Raw genomic sequence first — 15,751 nt, 5'->3', positions numbered from 1 at the left:
GGGTGGGGTGGGCGTGAACATGCCATGATGACGGCCGGTTCGCCCCGCCCCGCCCCAGGAGTGCCCCGTCGTGCGGATATCCCGGTCCCTCGCCCCCGTCGCCGTCCTCGGCGTTCTCGTCCTCACCGGCTGCGGGGGTGGTGCCCCGGCCGGCGCGAAGGCGGCCCCGGCCGACGCCTCCCCGCCTCCGGCCGCCGTGACGCCCGCGCCGTCGGCGGCCACGGCCGCGCCGGATCCGGTCATGCCGGGTCTGACCGGCCGGACCGTGCGGGACGCGCGCCGCGAACTGGCGGCGCTGGACGCGGTGCGGGGGCGGATCACGGACGCCGCCCTGCACAAGGACGTCTCCCTCCCCCGGGACCACGACGGCTGGTACGTCTGCGAGACCGGCCCGGCGAGCGGCGCGCCGCTCGGGGCGGACGCCACCGTGACGCTCAGGCTGGCGGCGAAGTCCGGCGACTGCTCCGCCGGCTCCCACGGCTACCTGGACGAGAAGAACGACCCGGCGTACACCCCGCCCAGGACCGCCGCCCCCACGCCGGAGACGGAGCCGGCACCCGCGAGGACCAAGCCCGCGGCGGGCGGCAGCGGCGGCGGGTCGATGACCGCCTGCCCCGACGGCAAGAGCGGCTACGCCTGCACCTCCAACGGCCACCCGGTGGTGGACGGCCAGTTCTGCCCGAACGCCGACCGCGGCCGCACCGCCCGCGCCACCAACGGCACCACCGTCACCTGCTCCTACGACCCCGGCGTCAAGCCGTACCGCTGGCAGTAGGCGGCCGGAGGGCCCCGGCCGAGCCCGTCAGGCGCGGGAGTAGGAGCCGATGCCGACCAGGCAGTACACGTACTCGTTGATGACGCTGCCGTTGATCGTGTACTGGTACGAGAAGCCGTACTCCGTACGCGGGTTCTCGTCGCAGCGGCTCATGTCGCTGGTGCCGGGGAAGCGCTGGATGACCCGGTAGTGGGCGTCGGCGGCCGAGCAGGAGACCTCGTCCACGTCGACGGACTGGGCGACGGTGGAGTCCGGCAGCCGGCCGTTGAGGCAGGTGCCCGTCTCGAAGGGCCGGGGGGCCTGCGTGGTCGGGGTGGGGGCCGGCTCGGAGGTCTCGTCGTCGGCCGACGGGGTGGAGGCGGGCGGGCGGTACGTCGGCGGGCGGTAGGTCGGTGCCCTGTACGTCGGCCAGGGGGCCGGGGTGTCCGTGGGGGAGGCCGTCGGGGCCGTGGAGGCCGTGGAAGCCGCGCGGGCGGGGCCGTCGCCGTCGCCGCTCGCGAGGGCGACGCCGGCGATCAGCACCGCCGCGGCCCCCAGCAGCACCAGCCACCCGACCGCGCCGCCCTTCCGCGCCGGGGTGGCCGGGGCGGCCGGGGCCGCGGCCGTCGGCGGTACGGGCGGCCCGGACACCCGTATCCGCAGCAGTACTTCGGTCCCGCCGACGGCGGCACGGACGAGGTCGCCGTTGCGGGCCGGGGGTATGCGCAGCCGTTGCGGGCCGTCCGGCAGCGGGACGGAGACGAGGACGCCTTCGGCGGCCTGGGCGGGGGTGAGCGTCAACTCGATTTCCTGGGACGGCGGCACGGCTGCTCCTCGGGGTGGGGGCGGACCCTCCGCGATTGTGCCCCTTCGCCTCCCGGGGGCGCAGGCGTTCGGGGATGCGGGGCGGTCGCGGAGCCGGCGGCCCGGCGGCCGGCCGTGTGCGCGCCCCGGGGGCATCCCGTCGACGTGGTGTGGAGCCGGCGGGGAGATGGCGTACGGGGGGTGTCCGCGGGAGGCGGCCATGCGTAGATTACCGGCGGTAACCCGCGCCGACCGAGGAGAACGCCGTGGACACAGCCGCGCCGAAGCCCGTCGAGTCCGTCGAGCCCGTCAAGACGATCGTGGGCGGGGTGGTGCGGGAGGTGGCCGTGCCGGCGCTCGTCGGGCCGGCGACGAGCGGCTCCCTCGGGGACATACCGTTCCAGAACGCCCGCGAGGCCCCCCGCGAGGCCGTGCTCGCCCGCAAGGAGCCCGACGGCACCTGGCGCGACGTCACCGCCGCCGAGTTCGCGCGCGAGGTCCTCGCCGTCGCCAAGGGGCTGATCGCCGAGGGGCTCGCCGAGGGCGACCGGCTCGCCATCATGGCCCGGACCACCTACGAGTGGACCCTGCTCGACTTCGCCGGCTGGGCCGCCGGGCTGGTCACCGTCCCCATCTACCCCACCTCCTCCGCCCTCCAGGCCCGCTGGATCATCCACGACTCCGGGGCCGTGGCCTGCGCCGTCGAGGACACCGTCCAGGCGCGGCTCATCAGCGCCGAGCGCGCCCACCTCCCCGGACTCGCGCACCTGTGGGAGTTCGACACCGGCGCGCTGGCCCGGCTCGCCAAGGCCGGGGAGCACCTGCCCGACGCGATCGTGCACGCGCGCAGGGCCGCCCGTACCCCCGAATCCGTCGCCACCCTCGTCTACACCTCCGGCACCACCGGCCGGCCCAAGGGCTGCGTGCTGACCCACGGCAATTTCCACGCCGAGGTCGACAACGCCGTGGAACTGCTGCACCCCGTCTTCCGTTCCGTCAGCAAGGACCCGGCCTCCACGCTGCTCTTCCTGCCGCTCTCGCACGTGTTCGGGCGGATGGTCGCCGTCGGCTGCCTGCGCGCCCGGGTGAAGCTGGGACACGCGCCGAGCATCAGCACCGACGAACTCCTCGCCGACCTCGCCGGCTTCCGGCCGACCTTCCTGCTCGCCATCCCCTACGTCCTGGAGAAGGTCTACAACACCGCCCGCGCCACCGCCGAGCGGATGGGCCGCGCCTCCTCCTTCGACCGGGCCGCCCGCATCGCCCAGCGGTACGGGGAAGCCACGGAGGGCAACCCGCCCGGCATCGGCCTGCGGGCCGCCCGCGCCCTGTACGACCCGCTCGTCTACCGGCGGATCCGGGCCGCCCTCGGCGGCCGGGTGCGCTACGTCCTCAGCGGCGGCTCCCCCCTCGGGCGGCGCCTCGCCGCCTTCTACACCGGCGCGGGGATCGACGTCTTCGAGGGCTACGGCCTGACGGAGACGACCGCGGCCTCGACCGTCACCCCGCCCCAGCGCCCCCGGCTCGGCACCGTCGGCCACCCCCTGCCCGGGACGGCGGTGCGCATCGCCGACGACGGGGAGGTGCTGCTGCGCGGCCGGCACGTCTTCGCCGGGTACTGGAACGGGGCCGCCCACCAGCCCGGGCAGTGGCTGGCCACCGGGGACATCGGCGAACTCGACGCCGACGGGTACCTGACCATCACCGGCCGGAAGAAGGACCTCATCATCACCTCCGGCGGCAAGAACGTCGCCCCCGCCCCCCTCGAGGACTGGCTGCGCGCCCACCCCCTGGTCGGCCAGTGCCTGGTGATCGGCGACAACCGGCCCTACGTCGCCGCCCTCATCACCCTGGAACCCGACGGGCTCGCCCACTGGCGGCAGATGCGCAAGAAGCAGGGTGTGCCCCTGCGCGAACTGGTCACCGACCCGGAGCTGCTGGCGGAGCTCCAGCGGGCCGTCGACGAGGCGAACAAGCTGGTCTCGCGGGCCGAGTCCATCCGCCGCTTCACCGTCCTGCCGGGCGAGTTCACCGAGGAACGCGGCCACCTGACGCCCTCGCTGAAGCTCAGGCGCGCCGCCATCGCCCGCGACTACGAGCGCGAGATCGACGCCCTGTACCGGGCGCCCCGCACCGCCTGACGGGGGTGCCCGGCACCGCCTGACGGGGTGCCCGGCGGCGGGTGCTCCGGCGGGCCTTCCCGGGGGGCGGGGGCGGCGCGGCCCGCTTATGGTGGGCTGGGCCGACCGGTCCGGGGGGCGACCCGAGGAGGGCGCATGCCCCGACACCGCCTCCGCCCCCGTACCGCCGCCGGCGCGGCCTGCGCCCTGGTCCTGGCCGCCGCTCTCGCGGCCGCCCCCGGACCGCCCCCAGACCCGGCCCGCAGCCCCGAGCCCGCCGCCGGACCGCGCATACGGTGGGGGGACTGCCCCCTCGAACGCGTCCCCGCGGGGATGCGGTGCGCGGAGGTGACCGTCCCCCTCGACTACGCCGACCCCGCCAAGGGCACCACCCGGGTGGCGGTGGCCCGCATCCCCGCCACCGCGCCCGGCCGCAAGCCCCTCGGGTCCCTGCTGCTGAACTTCGGCGGCCCCGGCGGCTCCGGGATCGCCTCCCTGGCCGCCGACCCCGCGCTCTTCGCGCGACTGGGCCAGCGCTACGACCTCGTCACCTTCGACCCCCGCGGCGTCGGCCTGAGCTCGCCCGTCTCCTGCGGCGGCTCCCAGGAGACCGGCGACGAGGTGCCGGGCGACGCCGCCTCCCAGCTGGCCGCCCTGCGCGCCGTGGCCGAGCGGTGCGCGATGCACTCCGGGCCCGTGCTCCCGTACGTGGGCACCGTCAACGTCTCCCGCGACATGGACCGCGTCCGCCGGGCCCTCGGCGACAAGAAGCTCAACTACCTCGGCTTCTCCTACGGCACCCGGCTCGGCGCCGTCTACGCCGCGCAGTTCCCGGGGAAGACCGGCCGGATGGTCCTCGACGGGGTCGACACCCTCACCGAACCGCTCGCCGAGCAGGCCCTGGCCTCCGCGCGCGGCCGGCAGCGGGCGCTGGACCACTTCCTCGTCTGGTGCGCCCACCGGCGCGACTGCGTCTACGGCAGCAACACCCGCACCGCCCGGGAGAAGGTCGAGGCCCTGGTCGAACGGCTCGACCAGCACCCGCTGGTCGGGGACGACGGCTCGCACTTCACCGGACAGGACGCGGTCGACGCCATCGCGGCCGCCCTGTACTCCAAGAGCCGGTGGCCCGACCTCGCCGACGCCCTCGCCCGCGTGGAGCGCGACCGCGACCCCGTCCCCCTGATGGAACTGGGCGGCCCGGCCGGAACCCCGCCCGACGACGGCCCCACCCGGATCCCCGACGACAACGCCTCGGCCGCGCTCACCGCCGTGAACTGCGCCGACGACCCCGACCGGAGTCACGACAAGGCCACCCCCGAGGCCATCGCGAAGGAGATCGGCGACCTCCGGGCCGACTTCCACCGGACCTCGCCGATCTTCGGACCGGGCCAGCTGATGACCGTGCTGTCCTGCTACGGCCGCCCCGCCGGCACCGACTTCATCCGCCGGATCGACCGGCCCGGCGCGCCCCGGATGCTCCTCGTCGGCACGCGCGGGGACCCGGCGACCCCGTACGAGTGGACCGAGGAGACGGCCCGCAGGCTCGGTTCGGCGGTGGTGATCGACCACAGGGGAGACGGGCACACCGGCTACGCCGTCTCGCCCTGCGTCCGTGACTACGTCGACGGCTTCCTCACCGGCGGGAAGCTGCCGGGCGGTACGCGCTCCTGCCCCGCCGGCGAGTGAACCGGCGGGACGGGAACGGGCGGGAGGGGACGGCGGGACGGGACGGCGGGACGGAGGCGGCGGGGTGCGGTCCCGGCGCGGCGGGGCGGTTCAGCAGTCCGGGCGGGTGGCCCGGCCCGCGAAACGGTCCGCCAGCCAGTCCCCGACGGCCGGGGAGTGGGTGATGACCCCGCTGACGTGCTCACCGAGCACGATGGTGTCGAACTGGACGTCCGCGCCCCGCGCGCACCACTCGGAACGCAGCCGCCGCCCCACCGCGTACGGGATCAGCTCGTCGCCCAGCGCGTGGTACTGGAGCACGGGGGCGGCCGGGGCCGTCCCGCCCAGCCGGCTCTGGTTCAGCCGGGCCCGCCAGTCGGGCTGCGCGAGCGGGTCGCGTGTGGTCAGGTCGGAGATCCGCTTGAAGGAGCCGGCGACGGCGTCGACCGCCACGCAGTGCTCCTTCATCCCCGCCACCAGCGCCCGGCCCGCCGGGTTGAGGTACGAGTCGAGCCGCAGCTCCGGGAAGGCCGCGTCCTGGCCGGCGGCCGCCATGAAGATCAGCCCGGAGCCGAAGGAGCCGTCGTTGGAGGCGGCCACCTCCAGCAGGTCGGCGGGGACGCCGCCCGTCGCCGTTCCCTTGACCTTCAGCTCCGGCGCGTACGAACCGTGCAGCTCGGCGGCCCAGCTGCTGGCCTGGCCGCCCTGGGAGTAGCCCATGATGCCGACCGGGGTCTCCGCCGTCAGCCCGGTCCCGGGCAGCCGGATCGCGGCGCGCGCGGCGTCGAGCATGGCGTGGCCCGCCGAGGGGCCCACCGTGTAGGTGTGGACGCCGGGGGTGCCGAGGCCCTCGTAGTCGGTGACGACCACGGCCCAGCCGCGCCGGGTGTACTGCTGGATCAGGTTGGCCTCCATGGCGGTGCCGTGCGGGAGGTTGTTGCTCGGCGCGCAGGAGTCGCCCATGCCCACCGTCCCGACGGCGTACGTGATCAGGGGGCGCGGGCCGGTGCGGCCGTCCTGCGGGACGATGACGGTGCCCGAGACGACGTTCGGGGCGCCGTCGGCGGTGGTCGAGCGGTAGTGGACCTTCCAGGCCCGGGTGCCGGTCGGCTGGCCGGGCAGCGGGTGGAAGGCGGACGGGGCGCTGCTGACGATGTCGCCGGGGCGGCCTCCGGTCTCGCCGTCGGCGGCGGTGGCGGGGGTGGCGGCGGTGGCGGGGGTCACGGCCGGGAGGGCCAGGGCGGTCAGTGCGGCCGCGGCGGCCAGGGCGGTGCTGCGCAAACGCATGGGGGAACTCCCAACGTGCGTAAGGGTGGGGGCAGGTGAGGCGAAGGTAGTGACCGACCGGTCGGCATGTCGCTGACCGGACAGCTCACCTTTCCTGACCGCGCCTCCCACCCCGGCCCGCCGCACCGTCTCGTCACCCGCCCGGCGCGCCCCGCCGCACCGCCTCGTCACCCGCCCGGCGCGCCCCGCCGCACCGCCTCGTCACCCGCCCGGCGCGCCCCGCCGCACCGCCTCGTCACCCGCCCGAGGCGATCCGGTACGCCCCCGGCGTCGTCCCCGTCCAGCGGCGGAACGCGCGGTGGAAGGCGGTGTCCTCCGAGAAGCCCAGCCGGGCCGCGAGTTCCGCGATCGGCTCCCCGCCCTCGGCCAGCCCCGCGATCGCCGCGTCCCGCCGCACCTGGTCCTTGAGCTGCTGGAAGGACGTCCCCTCCTGCCGCAGCCGGCGCCGCAGCGTCGCCGGGGAGACCGCCAGGCACGCCGCCACGTCCCCGAGTTCCGGCAGCCGGGGCGAACCCCGCAGCCGCCGCGTCAGGGACCGGCGTACCTGCTCGGCGACCGTGGTCCCGTACTCCGGCCGCGACAGCAGGTCGAAGGGGGCCCGGCGCAGCATCGCGTCGAGCGCGGCCTCGTCCCGCACCAGCGGCGCGGCCAGCCACCGCGCGTCGAAGACGGCCTCCGTGCGCCCGGCCCCGAAACGCACCGGGCAGTCGAAGAGGGTGTCGTACTCGTCCCGGTGCGGCGGCGGGGGATAGGCGAAGGCGGCGTGGACCAGCGGGATCCGCCGCCCGACGAGCCAGCTGCTGAGCCGGTGCCAGATGGCGAGCACGCACTCCGTGAGGAACCGCTCCTCGTCCCCGTCGAAATCGTTGCGCACGCCGAACCGCGCCCGCCCGCCCGCCGTCTCCAGCACCAGCTCCGGCCCGCCGGGGAACAGCCCGTAGAACACGGCCGCCCGCTCCACGGCCGCACCCAGGTCACGGCAGCCCAGGCAGGCGTGGCACATCATCGCGAAGGTGCCCGGCCGGCTCGGGACCGCCGACAGCCCGAGGAACTCGTCCTGCGTGGTCCGGTACAGGGCCCGGAAGAGACGCGCGAACTGCGCGGGCGTGATCCGCGCCCGGTCGTCCCCCAGCAGCAGCGGCGGGATCTGCGCCTCCTGGAGCAACGGCACCAGGTCGCAGCCGGCGCGCCGCGCCCCCGCGAGCACGGCGCGCACGTGGTGCACGGTGACCGTCCGCCTCCCCATGGCTCCGAAGGTAGCCCCAATGAGCGCCGCGGTCAGCGGGGGTGACGCTTCCGGTCATGCCGGGCGGCCCCCGGGCCGGGCCACCATCGGGGGTCACCTACCCCCGGGAGGGCATGCGATGGACGGTCGGCCGAGCACGCTGGCGGTGTTCACCCAGTGGACCGGGGAACGGTACGGGCCGCACCCGGCGCTCCGCTTCCGCGCCCCGGACGGCACCTGGCGGACCCGCAGCCACGCGCAACTCGCCGCGACCGTACGGGACACCGGACGGGCCCTCCTCGGCCTCGGGGTCGCGGCCGGCGAGCGGGTGGCGGTACTCGCCGAGACCCGGCCCGAGTGGACGTACACCCACCTCGGCATCCTCGCGGCGGGCGCGGTCCTGGTACCCGTGTACCCGACGGCCGGGGAGGAGGAACTGGCCTGGGTGCTGTCCGACTCCGGAGCGGTGGTGGCCGTCTGCGAGGACGCCGCCCAGGCCGCCCGGGTGGAGGCGCTGCGGCCGGAACTCCCCGCGCTGCGGGCGGTCGTACGCATGGACGAGGAGATCCCGGTCCGGGCCCCCGGGGCCGGACTCGCCGCGCGCGCCGCCGCGGTCACCCCCGAAGCGGACGCCGCGATCGTCTACACCTCGGGCACCACGGGCCCGCCCAAGGGCTGCCGGCTCACGCACGGCAACCTCGGGGCCGTGCAGGACGCCACCCTCCCGCTGCTCCCCGGCGGGCCGGGCTCCTCGACGTACCTGTACCTGCCGCTGGCGCACCTGCTGGCACAGCTGATCCAGTTCACCACGCTGCTGGAGGGCGGGGAGCTGTGCTACTTCGGGGGCCGGATCGAGGACGTCGTCGCCGAGCTGGCCGAGGTGCGGCCGACGCACCTGCCGTCGGTGCCACGGCTGTTCGAGAAGGTGCACGCGATGGTGCTCGGGCTGGCGGAGGGGCGCGAGGGCGGCCGGGAACGCTTCGAGGAGGCGGTCCGGCTGGGCGTCCTGGCGGCGGACGGCGCCCTGCCGGAAGAACTGCGTCCGGCGTGGGAGGCGGCGCAGGAGTCCCTCTACGCCCCGGTCCGGGCGGCCTTCGGGGGCCGGCTCACCTGGGCCCTGACCGGCGGCGCCCCGATCGCCCCCGCCACCCTCGGTTTCCTGCGCGCCTGCGGCATCCGGGTGTTCGAGGGCTACGGGATGACCGAGTCCGCCGGGGTGATCAGCCTCAACCACCCGGACGCCGTCCGGTACGGCACGGTGGGCCGGCCGGTGGCGGGCTGCGAAGTGCGGATCGCCCCGGACGGGGAGGTGCTCGCCCGGGGCCCGATGGTCTTCCCCGGCTACCACGCGAACCCCCGAGCCACCGCCGAGGCCCTCGACGCGGACGGCTGGCTCCGCACCGGCGACCTGGGCGCCCTCGACGGCGACGGCTACCTGACCCTCACCGGCCGCAAGAAGGAGCTGATCATCACCTCGGCCGGCAAGAACATCACCCCGACCGAGGTGGAGTTCGCCGTGCGGGCCGCCTCCCGCCTCGTCTCCCGCGCGGTCCTGATCGGCGACCGGCGCCCCCACCCGGTGGCCCTGATCACCCTGGACACCGAGGAGGTCACCGCCTGGGCGGCCCGCGAGGACCTCGACCTCGGCCCGGTCCCCGCCGCCCACCCGGCGGTACGGGAACGGGTGGCCGCGGCCGTCGCCGCGGCCAACGCCACCGTCTCCCGCCCGGCCCGCATCCGCGCCTTCCACGTCCTCGACGAGGAACTCTCGGTCGGCGCCGGCACCCTCACCCCGACCCTGAAACCCCGCCGCGCCGAGGTGGCCCGCCGCTACGCCGCCGAGATCGAGGGGCTGTACGCCGCCCGGTGAGCGCGCGAGGCGGGACCTCCGCGGCAGGGCCTACGCCAGGGCGAGCCGCAGCCGGTCCAGGCCCTCGGTGATCTCGCGCGGGGTGTGCGTGGTGAACGACAGCCGCAGCGTGCGCGGATCCGGGGTGCCGGTGAAGAAGGGGGCGCCGGGGACGTACGCCACGTCGTGCCCGACCGCGGACTTCAGCAGGGCCCCCGCGTCCCGGCCCTCGGGCAGGCGGGCCCACACGAACATGCCGCCCTCGGGCCGGTTCCACTCCGAGCCCGCCGGGAGCGCCCCGCCGAGTCCCGCCAGCAGGGCGTCGCGCCGGGCCCGGTAGGCGTCCCGGACCCGGGCGACGTGCGCGTCCAGGTCGTGCGCGCCGAGGTAGTGGGCGGCGGCCAGCTGGTCCACCGTCGAGGTGTGCAGGTCCGCCGCCTGCTTGGCGACCACCGCCGCGCGGCGCAGGGCGGCGGGCGCCCGCAGCCAGCCCAGGCGCAGCCCCGGCGCCATCACCTTGGAGAAGCTGCCGAGCAGGGCGGTGCGGTCCTCGGCGCCCGGGTGGGCGGCGATCCAGGGCTCGTGGGCGCCCTCGTAGCGGAGCTCGCCGTACGGGTCGTCCTCCACCAGCCACAGCCCGAGCCGGGCCGCCGTCCGGGCCACTTCCGCCCGGCGGTCCCCGGGCAGGGTGCGCCCGGTCGGGTTCTGGAAGGTGGGGATGGTGTAGAGCAGCTTCGGCCGCTCCCGGGCGGTGATCTCGGCGAGGGCGTCGGGGAGCAGGCCCTGCCCGTCGCAGGGCACGGGTATGACCCGGGCACCGGCCAGGCCGAAGCACTGCAGGGCCGCCAGGTAGGTGGGGTTCTCGACGAGCACCGTGTCGCCGGGCTCCAGGAGGGTGGCGGCGAGCAGGGTCAGGCCCTGCTGGGAGCCGGTGGTGACCAGCACGTCCTGCGCCGAGGTGGGCAGGCCCCGGGCGGCGGCCCGGGCGGCGACGGCCGCGCGCAGTTCGGGGGCGCCCTCGGTGGTGGAGTACTGGAGGGCCCGGGCGGCTCCGGCGCCGGTCAGGACGGTGTCGTACGCCGCCCTGAGGCCCTCGGTGTCGAAGAGTTCGGGCGCGGGCAGGCCCCCGGCGAAGGAGATCACCCCGGGGCGTTCGGTGAGCGCGAGGATCTCCCGCACGGGCGAACCGCCCACGGCGGCCGCACGGGCGGCGAAGCCGGGCGGAGCGGCGGCGGGCAGGGCGGCGGGCAGGGCGTCGGGCGTTCCGGCGGCAGCGGTGCTCGGGCGCATGGGGGCGGCTCCTTCGGTGGCGGGTGGCGGCAGCCTAACGCCGGAAGGTGCAGGGAGCACCTACCTTTCCGAAGGGCGAACACCGGTTGCCCTCTCCCCAACTGACGTAGCATCAGATACACCGGTGGCATGACGAGAGACGAACGGGAACGAGAGGACACCCGGGCCGGGGACTACGCCGAGCTCGCGGCCGTCGGCCCGTACGGGGTCCGGCCCGGCCACGCCCTGATCACCATGGTGGAACCGCACCCGGGGCACGAGTACGCGTACAACCGCTGGTACGAGGACGACCACTACTACGCCGGCGCCATGGCCATGCCCTGGATGTATGCCGGCCGCCGCTGGGTGGCCACCCGCGAGCTCCAGGAGCTGCGGTACCCGGAGAAGTCGGCCGTCGCCCGGCCGGTGACCGCCGGCTGCTACCTCTCGACGTACTGGGTGACCGAGGGCCGCTACGACGAGCACATGAAGTGGACCGTCGGCATCAACAAGCGGCTGAACCGCGACGGGCGCGTCCACCAGGAACGCACCCACGTCTTCACGGCCTTCCAGGACCACGAGGCCACCGTCTACCGCGACGGCGCCGCCGGCCCCCGGGACTTCCACGCCCTCGACCACCCGTACGCCGGGCTCGTCCTCCAGGTCGTCGACACCGACGGTCCCGGACGGCGGGAGGAACTGCGGGAGTGGCTGTGTTCCCGGACCCTGCCGCGGCGGCTGCACGGCTCACCCGCGGCGATGGTCACCCTCTTCGGGCCGACACCGCTGCCCGGCGACCGGATGACGTACGTCAAGCAGGTCGAGGGGGTCGGCACCCGGCTCACGCTGCTCTGGTTCCTGGAGGCCGACCCGCGCACCTGCTGGGACCGCTTCCGGGGGCTGGACGCGGAGGTCGCGGAGTCGGGGCTGGGCCGGGTGGAGCTGGTGGCGCCGTTCGTCCCGACCGTGCCGGGGACCGACCGGTACGTCGACCAGCTGCGCTGAGACGCCCGGGCGGGGGCCTGCGGGGGGCGGGGGCGGGGGACCCGGGAGGGGAGGTGCCGGGCACGGCCGAGCCCCCTCGGCCAGGACGGCGGGCCGGTCGAGAGGGCTCCGTACGGGTGTGCGCTGTGCGGTGTGGGGGGTGGAGACGTTCAGGCGAGTCGCCCGGGGCCGCCGCCGACCACGCCGGTGACGAAGGAGGTCCAGGAACCCGGCGCGAAGGTGAGGGACGGACCGTCCTGCACCTTCGAGTCGCGGACGGCGACGGCGTTGCTGACGGGCGACTTGACCTCGACGCAGGCCCCGTTCCCGCCGGAGTAGGAGGACTTGGTCCAGTTTTCCGTACCGCCCTGACGAATAGCCATGTTTCTTCTCCGGTTCAGCGAGTAGTTCCGGTTGCGTGCCGGCCGGGGATTTCCCCGGCCGACGTGATCGACGCTACCGGCAGCTCTCGATGGCCGAAGGAGGCATTCACTCGACCGGGTGGCATATTCCATTCAGGCCTTCTGTGGCCGGGGACCGACGGTGTACCGTGCTGGCCCCCTCGCCGCTTCCGTCGACTTCCGCCCGCTTCCCGCCGCTTGCTGTCACTTCCTGACGCTTGCCATCGTTTTGCGGGGTTCGCGTTCAGTTCGTCTTGGCCGCGTACTCTTCGATGATCCCGGAGATGAACTGCCTGGTCTGGTCGACGTTCAGGGCCTGGGCCCGAAGGTGCTCGTACATCACGCTGTATTTCTGGACGTCGTTGGCCTTCTCCAGGTACAGATCGCTCGTGACGCCCTCGATGTAGACGACCGTCGAGTCCGAGGCGTCCGGGAATTCCAGAATCGCGTACTGACCGTTCACCCCGGGATGGGCGCCCATCGTGAAGGGCATCACCTGCACCGTGATGTACGGCTGCTGGGACTGCTCTATCAAGTACTCCAGCTGCCGGACCATCAACTGCGGATCGCCCACGTGCCGGCGCAGCGCCGCCTCGTCGATCACCGCCCACAGGCGCAGCGGGCCCACGTCGGGATTGTTGTTCTCCGTCTCGGACAACCGTTTCTGGCGGTGCATGCGCACCTGGACGCGCTTCTCCACATCGGCGGGGGCCGTCTCGGGCAGCGCGCCGCGGATCAGAGCCTGGGCGTACTCGGGCGTCTGGAGCAGGCCGGGGACCATCTGCGGCTCGTAGGTCCGCAGGCTGGCCGCGTCCGTCTCCAGGCCGATGTACACGCTGTACGGGATGTCGCCGAAGGCGTGCCACCAGCCCTGCTGGCGGGAGTCCTTGGCCATCTGCATGAGGGAGTCCACCAGGCGGGGGTCCTCGACCTCGTAGACCTCGCACAGGTCGCGGACGTCGCGCTGGCTGATGGAGCGGCGGCCGTTCTCCAGACGGCTGATCTTGGACTGGGAGACGAGGAGGCGCTCGGCGACCTGCTCGGCCGTCATGCCCTTGTCCTCGCGGAGCTTGCGCAACTCCATGCCCAGTCGGCGGCGTCGGACGGTGGGATTGACATTGGACGCCACGTGGACGGCACCTCCGCCTTCTTCTGTCGCTGTCTCGCTGAGTGTCTGGTGTTCAGCAGACTGCCACCGAAGGGTGCGACGGCGCTGGGGAACGCGGGAAAGCGGCACGCGGGGTGGCGAAGCCGTCTCGTCGGCCTCGCCACCCCGCGCGGGCGGCTCCGGGACCGGGTCTTGGGGGACCTCCGGCCGCGGTGTCGGTGGATCGGTGGATCGTTGAACCGGTGGATCTGAGCCCCGCTGGCGGATCAAGGGGTGTCGCGGGTGGTTCGGGTGGTGCGGGTGTGTCCGTCATGCGGGTGGTGCGGTGGTTCGGGTGGTTCGGTGGTGCGGGTGGTCCGGGTCCCGCCGGTGGCCGTGCTCAGTGCGCGGCCACGCGGGCCATCGCACCCGTCCGCCGCGGCTGCAGCGGAACACCGCCGGTCGCCGTGGCCCGGACGGCCGGCTGCGGCTGCGCCTGCGGCTGTACGGCGCGGTCACGGCGCGGCTGTGCGGCCACACCGTTCTGGACGTCCATCACCGCGTGCGCGACGAGACCGCCCATCGGGTCGTGCCGGATCAGGTCCCGCAGCCGGGACCTGGACGACCGCCCCTCGTTGCCGGGGTACAGGTGCTTGCCGAGTCCGACCGCGTGGGCCAGTGCGGCGAGCGCCGCGGTCCGCGGGTCCGGCGGTACGCCGGTGCGGATCGCACTGTCGAGCCGGTTGCGGATCTCCCGGCTGATCGCCGTGTCGGTCGCCTGGTAGCGAGTCGTCGGCAGCACCCCGCACATCTGTCCCGCGACGGCATGGACCATGCCGCAGCGCTCCAGGTGCGCGAGGTAAATCTGGCGGAGCCCCAGCCGGGGTCCGCCGATCCAGTGGACGGCCCGTACCGGGCTGCCGCGCCTGCGCAGCAGTTCCAGTGCGGAGTCCAGAGTCGGATCTCCTGTCGGCCGTGGCATCACCACGGCGATACGATCCCCGTCAGGGGCTATCCGTCCTGCCAGAGCCAGCTCCACTAGCTGTGCCCCGGCCAGGCCGAGGTCGAGCGACTGCGGCTGCGCCGTGGTACCCGTGGCCGGGTCCAAAGCGAGCAGCAGAAGCTCCTCCGGAATTGTTCTGCGGCTCCTGCCCATCCATGCCTCCCCGCGTGGATGAGTGACAGGGTGACGCCTCTCACATTCATCTGTCGAGAGCGCCTGGATGCTTTGGGCGGGAACCAGTAGCTATGTCGTTCTCGTCTAGCGGTTGGGCGATGCCCCCTAGACGGGACACTGTTAGACGGTTCGGACAGTGACCGGACAGCGATCGAGGAGGAACGGTGGCGGGCGAGTCCCCCGACAAGTCGGTAGATGAAGGAGCGTCCGGGGAGCAGGACCCGAGGCTGTCGGTCTTCCAGCCGCGAGACCCGCTGAAGAAGGCCGCGGCGGCCCGGGTCGCCGCGGCCGGGCCGGACGGGCGGGCGGAGGACGGCGACGCGGAGGACGAGGCCCCCGCCCCCTCGCGGCCGTCCCCGGGACGGGTGGACCCGAAGACCCCGGCGGCGGGCGTGGTCCGCCAGGCCGCGCCCCGTGAGCCCGGTTCCGCGCAGGCCGACGCGGACGACGACGCGGAGGCCGACGCGGACGCGGAGGCCGGGCAGCCGGCGGACGAATCCCGCCCGGCGCCCGTGAAGCCGCGTTCCGCTTCGGCTTCCGCTTCGACTTCCGCTTCCGCTCAGGCGGAGGGTGGCCCGCGTGCGGAGAAGCCGTCGGGTGAGGCCGGTTCCGGGTCCGGCGAGCCGGCCGGACCGGAGGCGCAGAAGCCGTCCCCGGACCCGCGTACGTCCGCCGACGACAGCGAGCGCACGGCCGTGTTCCGTGCGGTGAAGCCGGGTTCCGCTTCGGCGGACGCCGGGAAGGATGCGAAGCCGGGCGGGAAGCTGTCCGGGGAGGTGCGTACCACCGCGTTCGGTGTGGTGAAGCCGGCTGCCGACGCGGAGGACGCCGAGGGCGGCAAGGACGCGGATGGCGAGCGCACGGCCGTGTTCCGTGCGGTGAAGCCGGGTTCCGCTTCGGCGGACGCCGGGAAGGACGCGAAGCCGGGCGGGAAGCCGTCCGGGGACGTGCGTACCACCGCGTTCGGTGTGGTGAAGCCGGCCGCCGACGCGGAGGACGCCGAGGGCGGCAAGGACGCGGACAGCGAGCGTACGGCCGTGTTCCGTGCGGTGAAGCCGGGTTCCGCTTCGGCGGACGCCGGGAAGGACGCGAAGCCGGGCGGGAAGCCGTCCGGGGACGTGCGTAC

General features: G+C 74.7%; 12 protein-coding genes and 1 pseudogene. 6 read left to right on the top strand and 7 right to left on the bottom strand.

What is annotated here, in order from left to right:
* The first annotated feature begins 70 nt into the window (after nt 1-70).
* Complete coding sequence (locus ACZ514_RS29415; protein ID WP_469126095.1) at nt 71-775, top strand: hypothetical protein; 705 nt, start codon at nt 71-73, stop codon at nt 773-775.
* Between the two features lie 27 nt (nt 776-802).
* On the opposite strand, the gene ACZ514_RS29410 is transcribed toward ACZ514_RS29415, so the two are convergent.
* Complete coding sequence (locus tag ACZ514_RS29410) at nt 803-1,555, bottom strand: LppU/SCO3897 family protein (RefSeq protein ID WP_469126094.1); 753 nt, start codon at nt 1,553-1,555, stop codon at nt 803-805.
* Nucleotides 1,556-1,824: 269 nt separating this feature from the next.
* On the opposite strand from ACZ514_RS29410, the gene ACZ514_RS29405 reads away from it, so the two are divergent.
* Both ACZ514_RS29405 and ACZ514_RS29400 read left to right on the top strand, forming a co-directional pair.
* The gene (locus tag ACZ514_RS29405) at nt 1,825-3,699 is read left to right on the top strand and encodes an AMP-dependent synthetase/ligase (protein WP_468167541.1); all 1,875 of its coding nucleotides are present in this window, start codon (nt 1,825-1,827) and stop codon (nt 3,697-3,699) included.
* A 135-nt stretch (nt 3,700-3,834) separates the two neighbouring features.
* The gene (locus ACZ514_RS29400) at nt 3,835-5,367 is read left to right on the top strand and encodes an alpha/beta hydrolase (RefSeq protein WP_469126093.1); all 1,533 of its coding nucleotides are present in this window, start codon (nt 3,835-3,837) and stop codon (nt 5,365-5,367) included.
* A 90-nt stretch (nt 5,368-5,457) separates the two neighbouring features.
* On the opposite strand, the gene ACZ514_RS29395 is transcribed toward ACZ514_RS29400, so the two are convergent.
* The gene (locus ACZ514_RS29395; RefSeq protein WP_469126092.1) at nt 5,458-6,633 is read right to left on the bottom strand and encodes a lipase family protein; all 1,176 of its coding nucleotides are present in this window, start codon (nt 6,631-6,633) and stop codon (nt 5,458-5,460) included.
* Between the two features lie 235 nt (nt 6,634-6,868).
* Nucleotides 6,869-7,879 carry an AraC family transcriptional regulator gene (locus ACZ514_RS29390; RefSeq protein WP_469126091.1) on the bottom strand — a complete coding sequence of 337 codons (1,011 nt, stop codon included), beginning with the start codon at nt 7,877-7,879 and terminating at the stop codon, nt 6,869-6,871.
* 118 nt (nt 7,880-7,997) lie between these two features.
* Between ACZ514_RS29390 and ACZ514_RS29385 the strand changes: the two genes are divergently transcribed.
* A complete protein-coding gene (locus ACZ514_RS29385) occupies nt 7,998-9,728 on the top strand; it encodes an AMP-dependent synthetase/ligase (protein WP_468167549.1) in 1,731 nt (576 codons plus the stop codon).
* Between the two features lie 30 nt (nt 9,729-9,758).
* On the opposite strand, the gene ACZ514_RS29380 is transcribed toward ACZ514_RS29385, so the two are convergent.
* Entirely contained in the window at nt 9,759-10,997 is a 1,239-nt protein-coding gene (locus ACZ514_RS29380) for an aminotransferase-like domain-containing protein (protein ID WP_469126090.1), read from the bottom strand.
* A 129-nt stretch (nt 10,998-11,126) separates the two neighbouring features.
* Between ACZ514_RS29380 and ACZ514_RS29375 the strand changes: the two genes are divergently transcribed.
* Nucleotides 11,127-11,981, top strand: a complete 855-nt coding sequence (locus tag ACZ514_RS29375) for a hypothetical protein (RefSeq protein ID WP_468167553.1) — start codon at nt 11,127-11,129, stop codon at nt 11,979-11,981.
* A 149-nt stretch (nt 11,982-12,130) separates the two neighbouring features.
* Here ACZ514_RS29375 and ACZ514_RS29370 read toward each other — a convergent pair whose 3' ends face one another.
* From ACZ514_RS29370 to ACZ514_RS29360, 3 genes are all read right to left on the bottom strand, one after another.
* Entirely contained in the window at nt 12,131-12,343 is a 213-nt protein-coding gene (locus ACZ514_RS29370; protein WP_468167555.1) for a DUF397 domain-containing protein, read from the bottom strand.
* Between the two features lie 262 nt (nt 12,344-12,605).
* The gene (locus ACZ514_RS29365; protein WP_468167557.1) at nt 12,606-13,490 is read right to left on the bottom strand and encodes a helix-turn-helix domain-containing protein; all 885 of its coding nucleotides are present in this window, start codon (nt 13,488-13,490) and stop codon (nt 12,606-12,608) included.
* 358 nt (nt 13,491-13,848) lie between these two features.
* Nucleotides 13,849-14,604 carry a GOLPH3/VPS74 family protein gene (locus ACZ514_RS29360; RefSeq protein WP_468167559.1) on the bottom strand — a complete coding sequence of 252 codons (756 nt, stop codon included), beginning with the start codon at nt 14,602-14,604 and terminating at the stop codon, nt 13,849-13,851.
* 185 nt (nt 14,605-14,789) lie between these two features.
* Here ACZ514_RS29360 and ACZ514_RS29355 point away from each other — a divergent pair.
* A pseudogene (locus ACZ514_RS29355) lies at nt 14,790-15,751 on the top strand (hypothetical protein); the annotation flags it as partial.

Source organism: Streptomyces sp. NPDC034086 (assembly GCF_055575515.1).
The sequence above is the reverse complement of the archived record's forward strand: the minus strand, read 5'-3'. Positions and strand labels throughout refer to the sequence as shown.

Coding starts and splice junctions, on each gene's coding strand:
- ACZ514_RS29395 (WP_469126092.1), bottom strand. CDS start 6,633: ATGCGTTTGCGCAGCACCGCCCTGGCCGCCGCGGCCGCACTGACCGCC.
- ACZ514_RS29400 (WP_469126093.1), top strand. CDS start 3,835: ATGCCCCGACACCGCCTCCGCCCCCGTACCGCCGCCGGCGCGGCCTGC.
- ACZ514_RS29390 (WP_469126091.1), bottom strand. CDS start 7,879: ATGGGGAGGCGGACGGTCACCGTGCACCACGTGCGCGCCGTGCTCGCG.
- ACZ514_RS29380 (WP_469126090.1), bottom strand. CDS start 10,997: ATGCGCCCGAGCACCGCTGCCGCCGGAACGCCCGACGCCCTGCCCGCC.
- ACZ514_RS29375 (WP_468167553.1), top strand. CDS start 11,127: ATGACGAGAGACGAACGGGAACGAGAGGACACCCGGGCCGGGGACTAC.
- ACZ514_RS29360 (WP_468167559.1), bottom strand. CDS start 14,604: ATGGGCAGGAGCCGCAGAACAATTCCGGAGGAGCTTCTGCTGCTCGCT.
- ACZ514_RS29385 (WP_468167549.1), top strand. CDS start 7,998: ATGGACGGTCGGCCGAGCACGCTGGCGGTGTTCACCCAGTGGACCGGG.
- ACZ514_RS29370 (WP_468167555.1), bottom strand. CDS start 12,343: ATGGCTATTCGTCAGGGCGGTACGGAAAACTGGACCAAGTCCTCCTAC.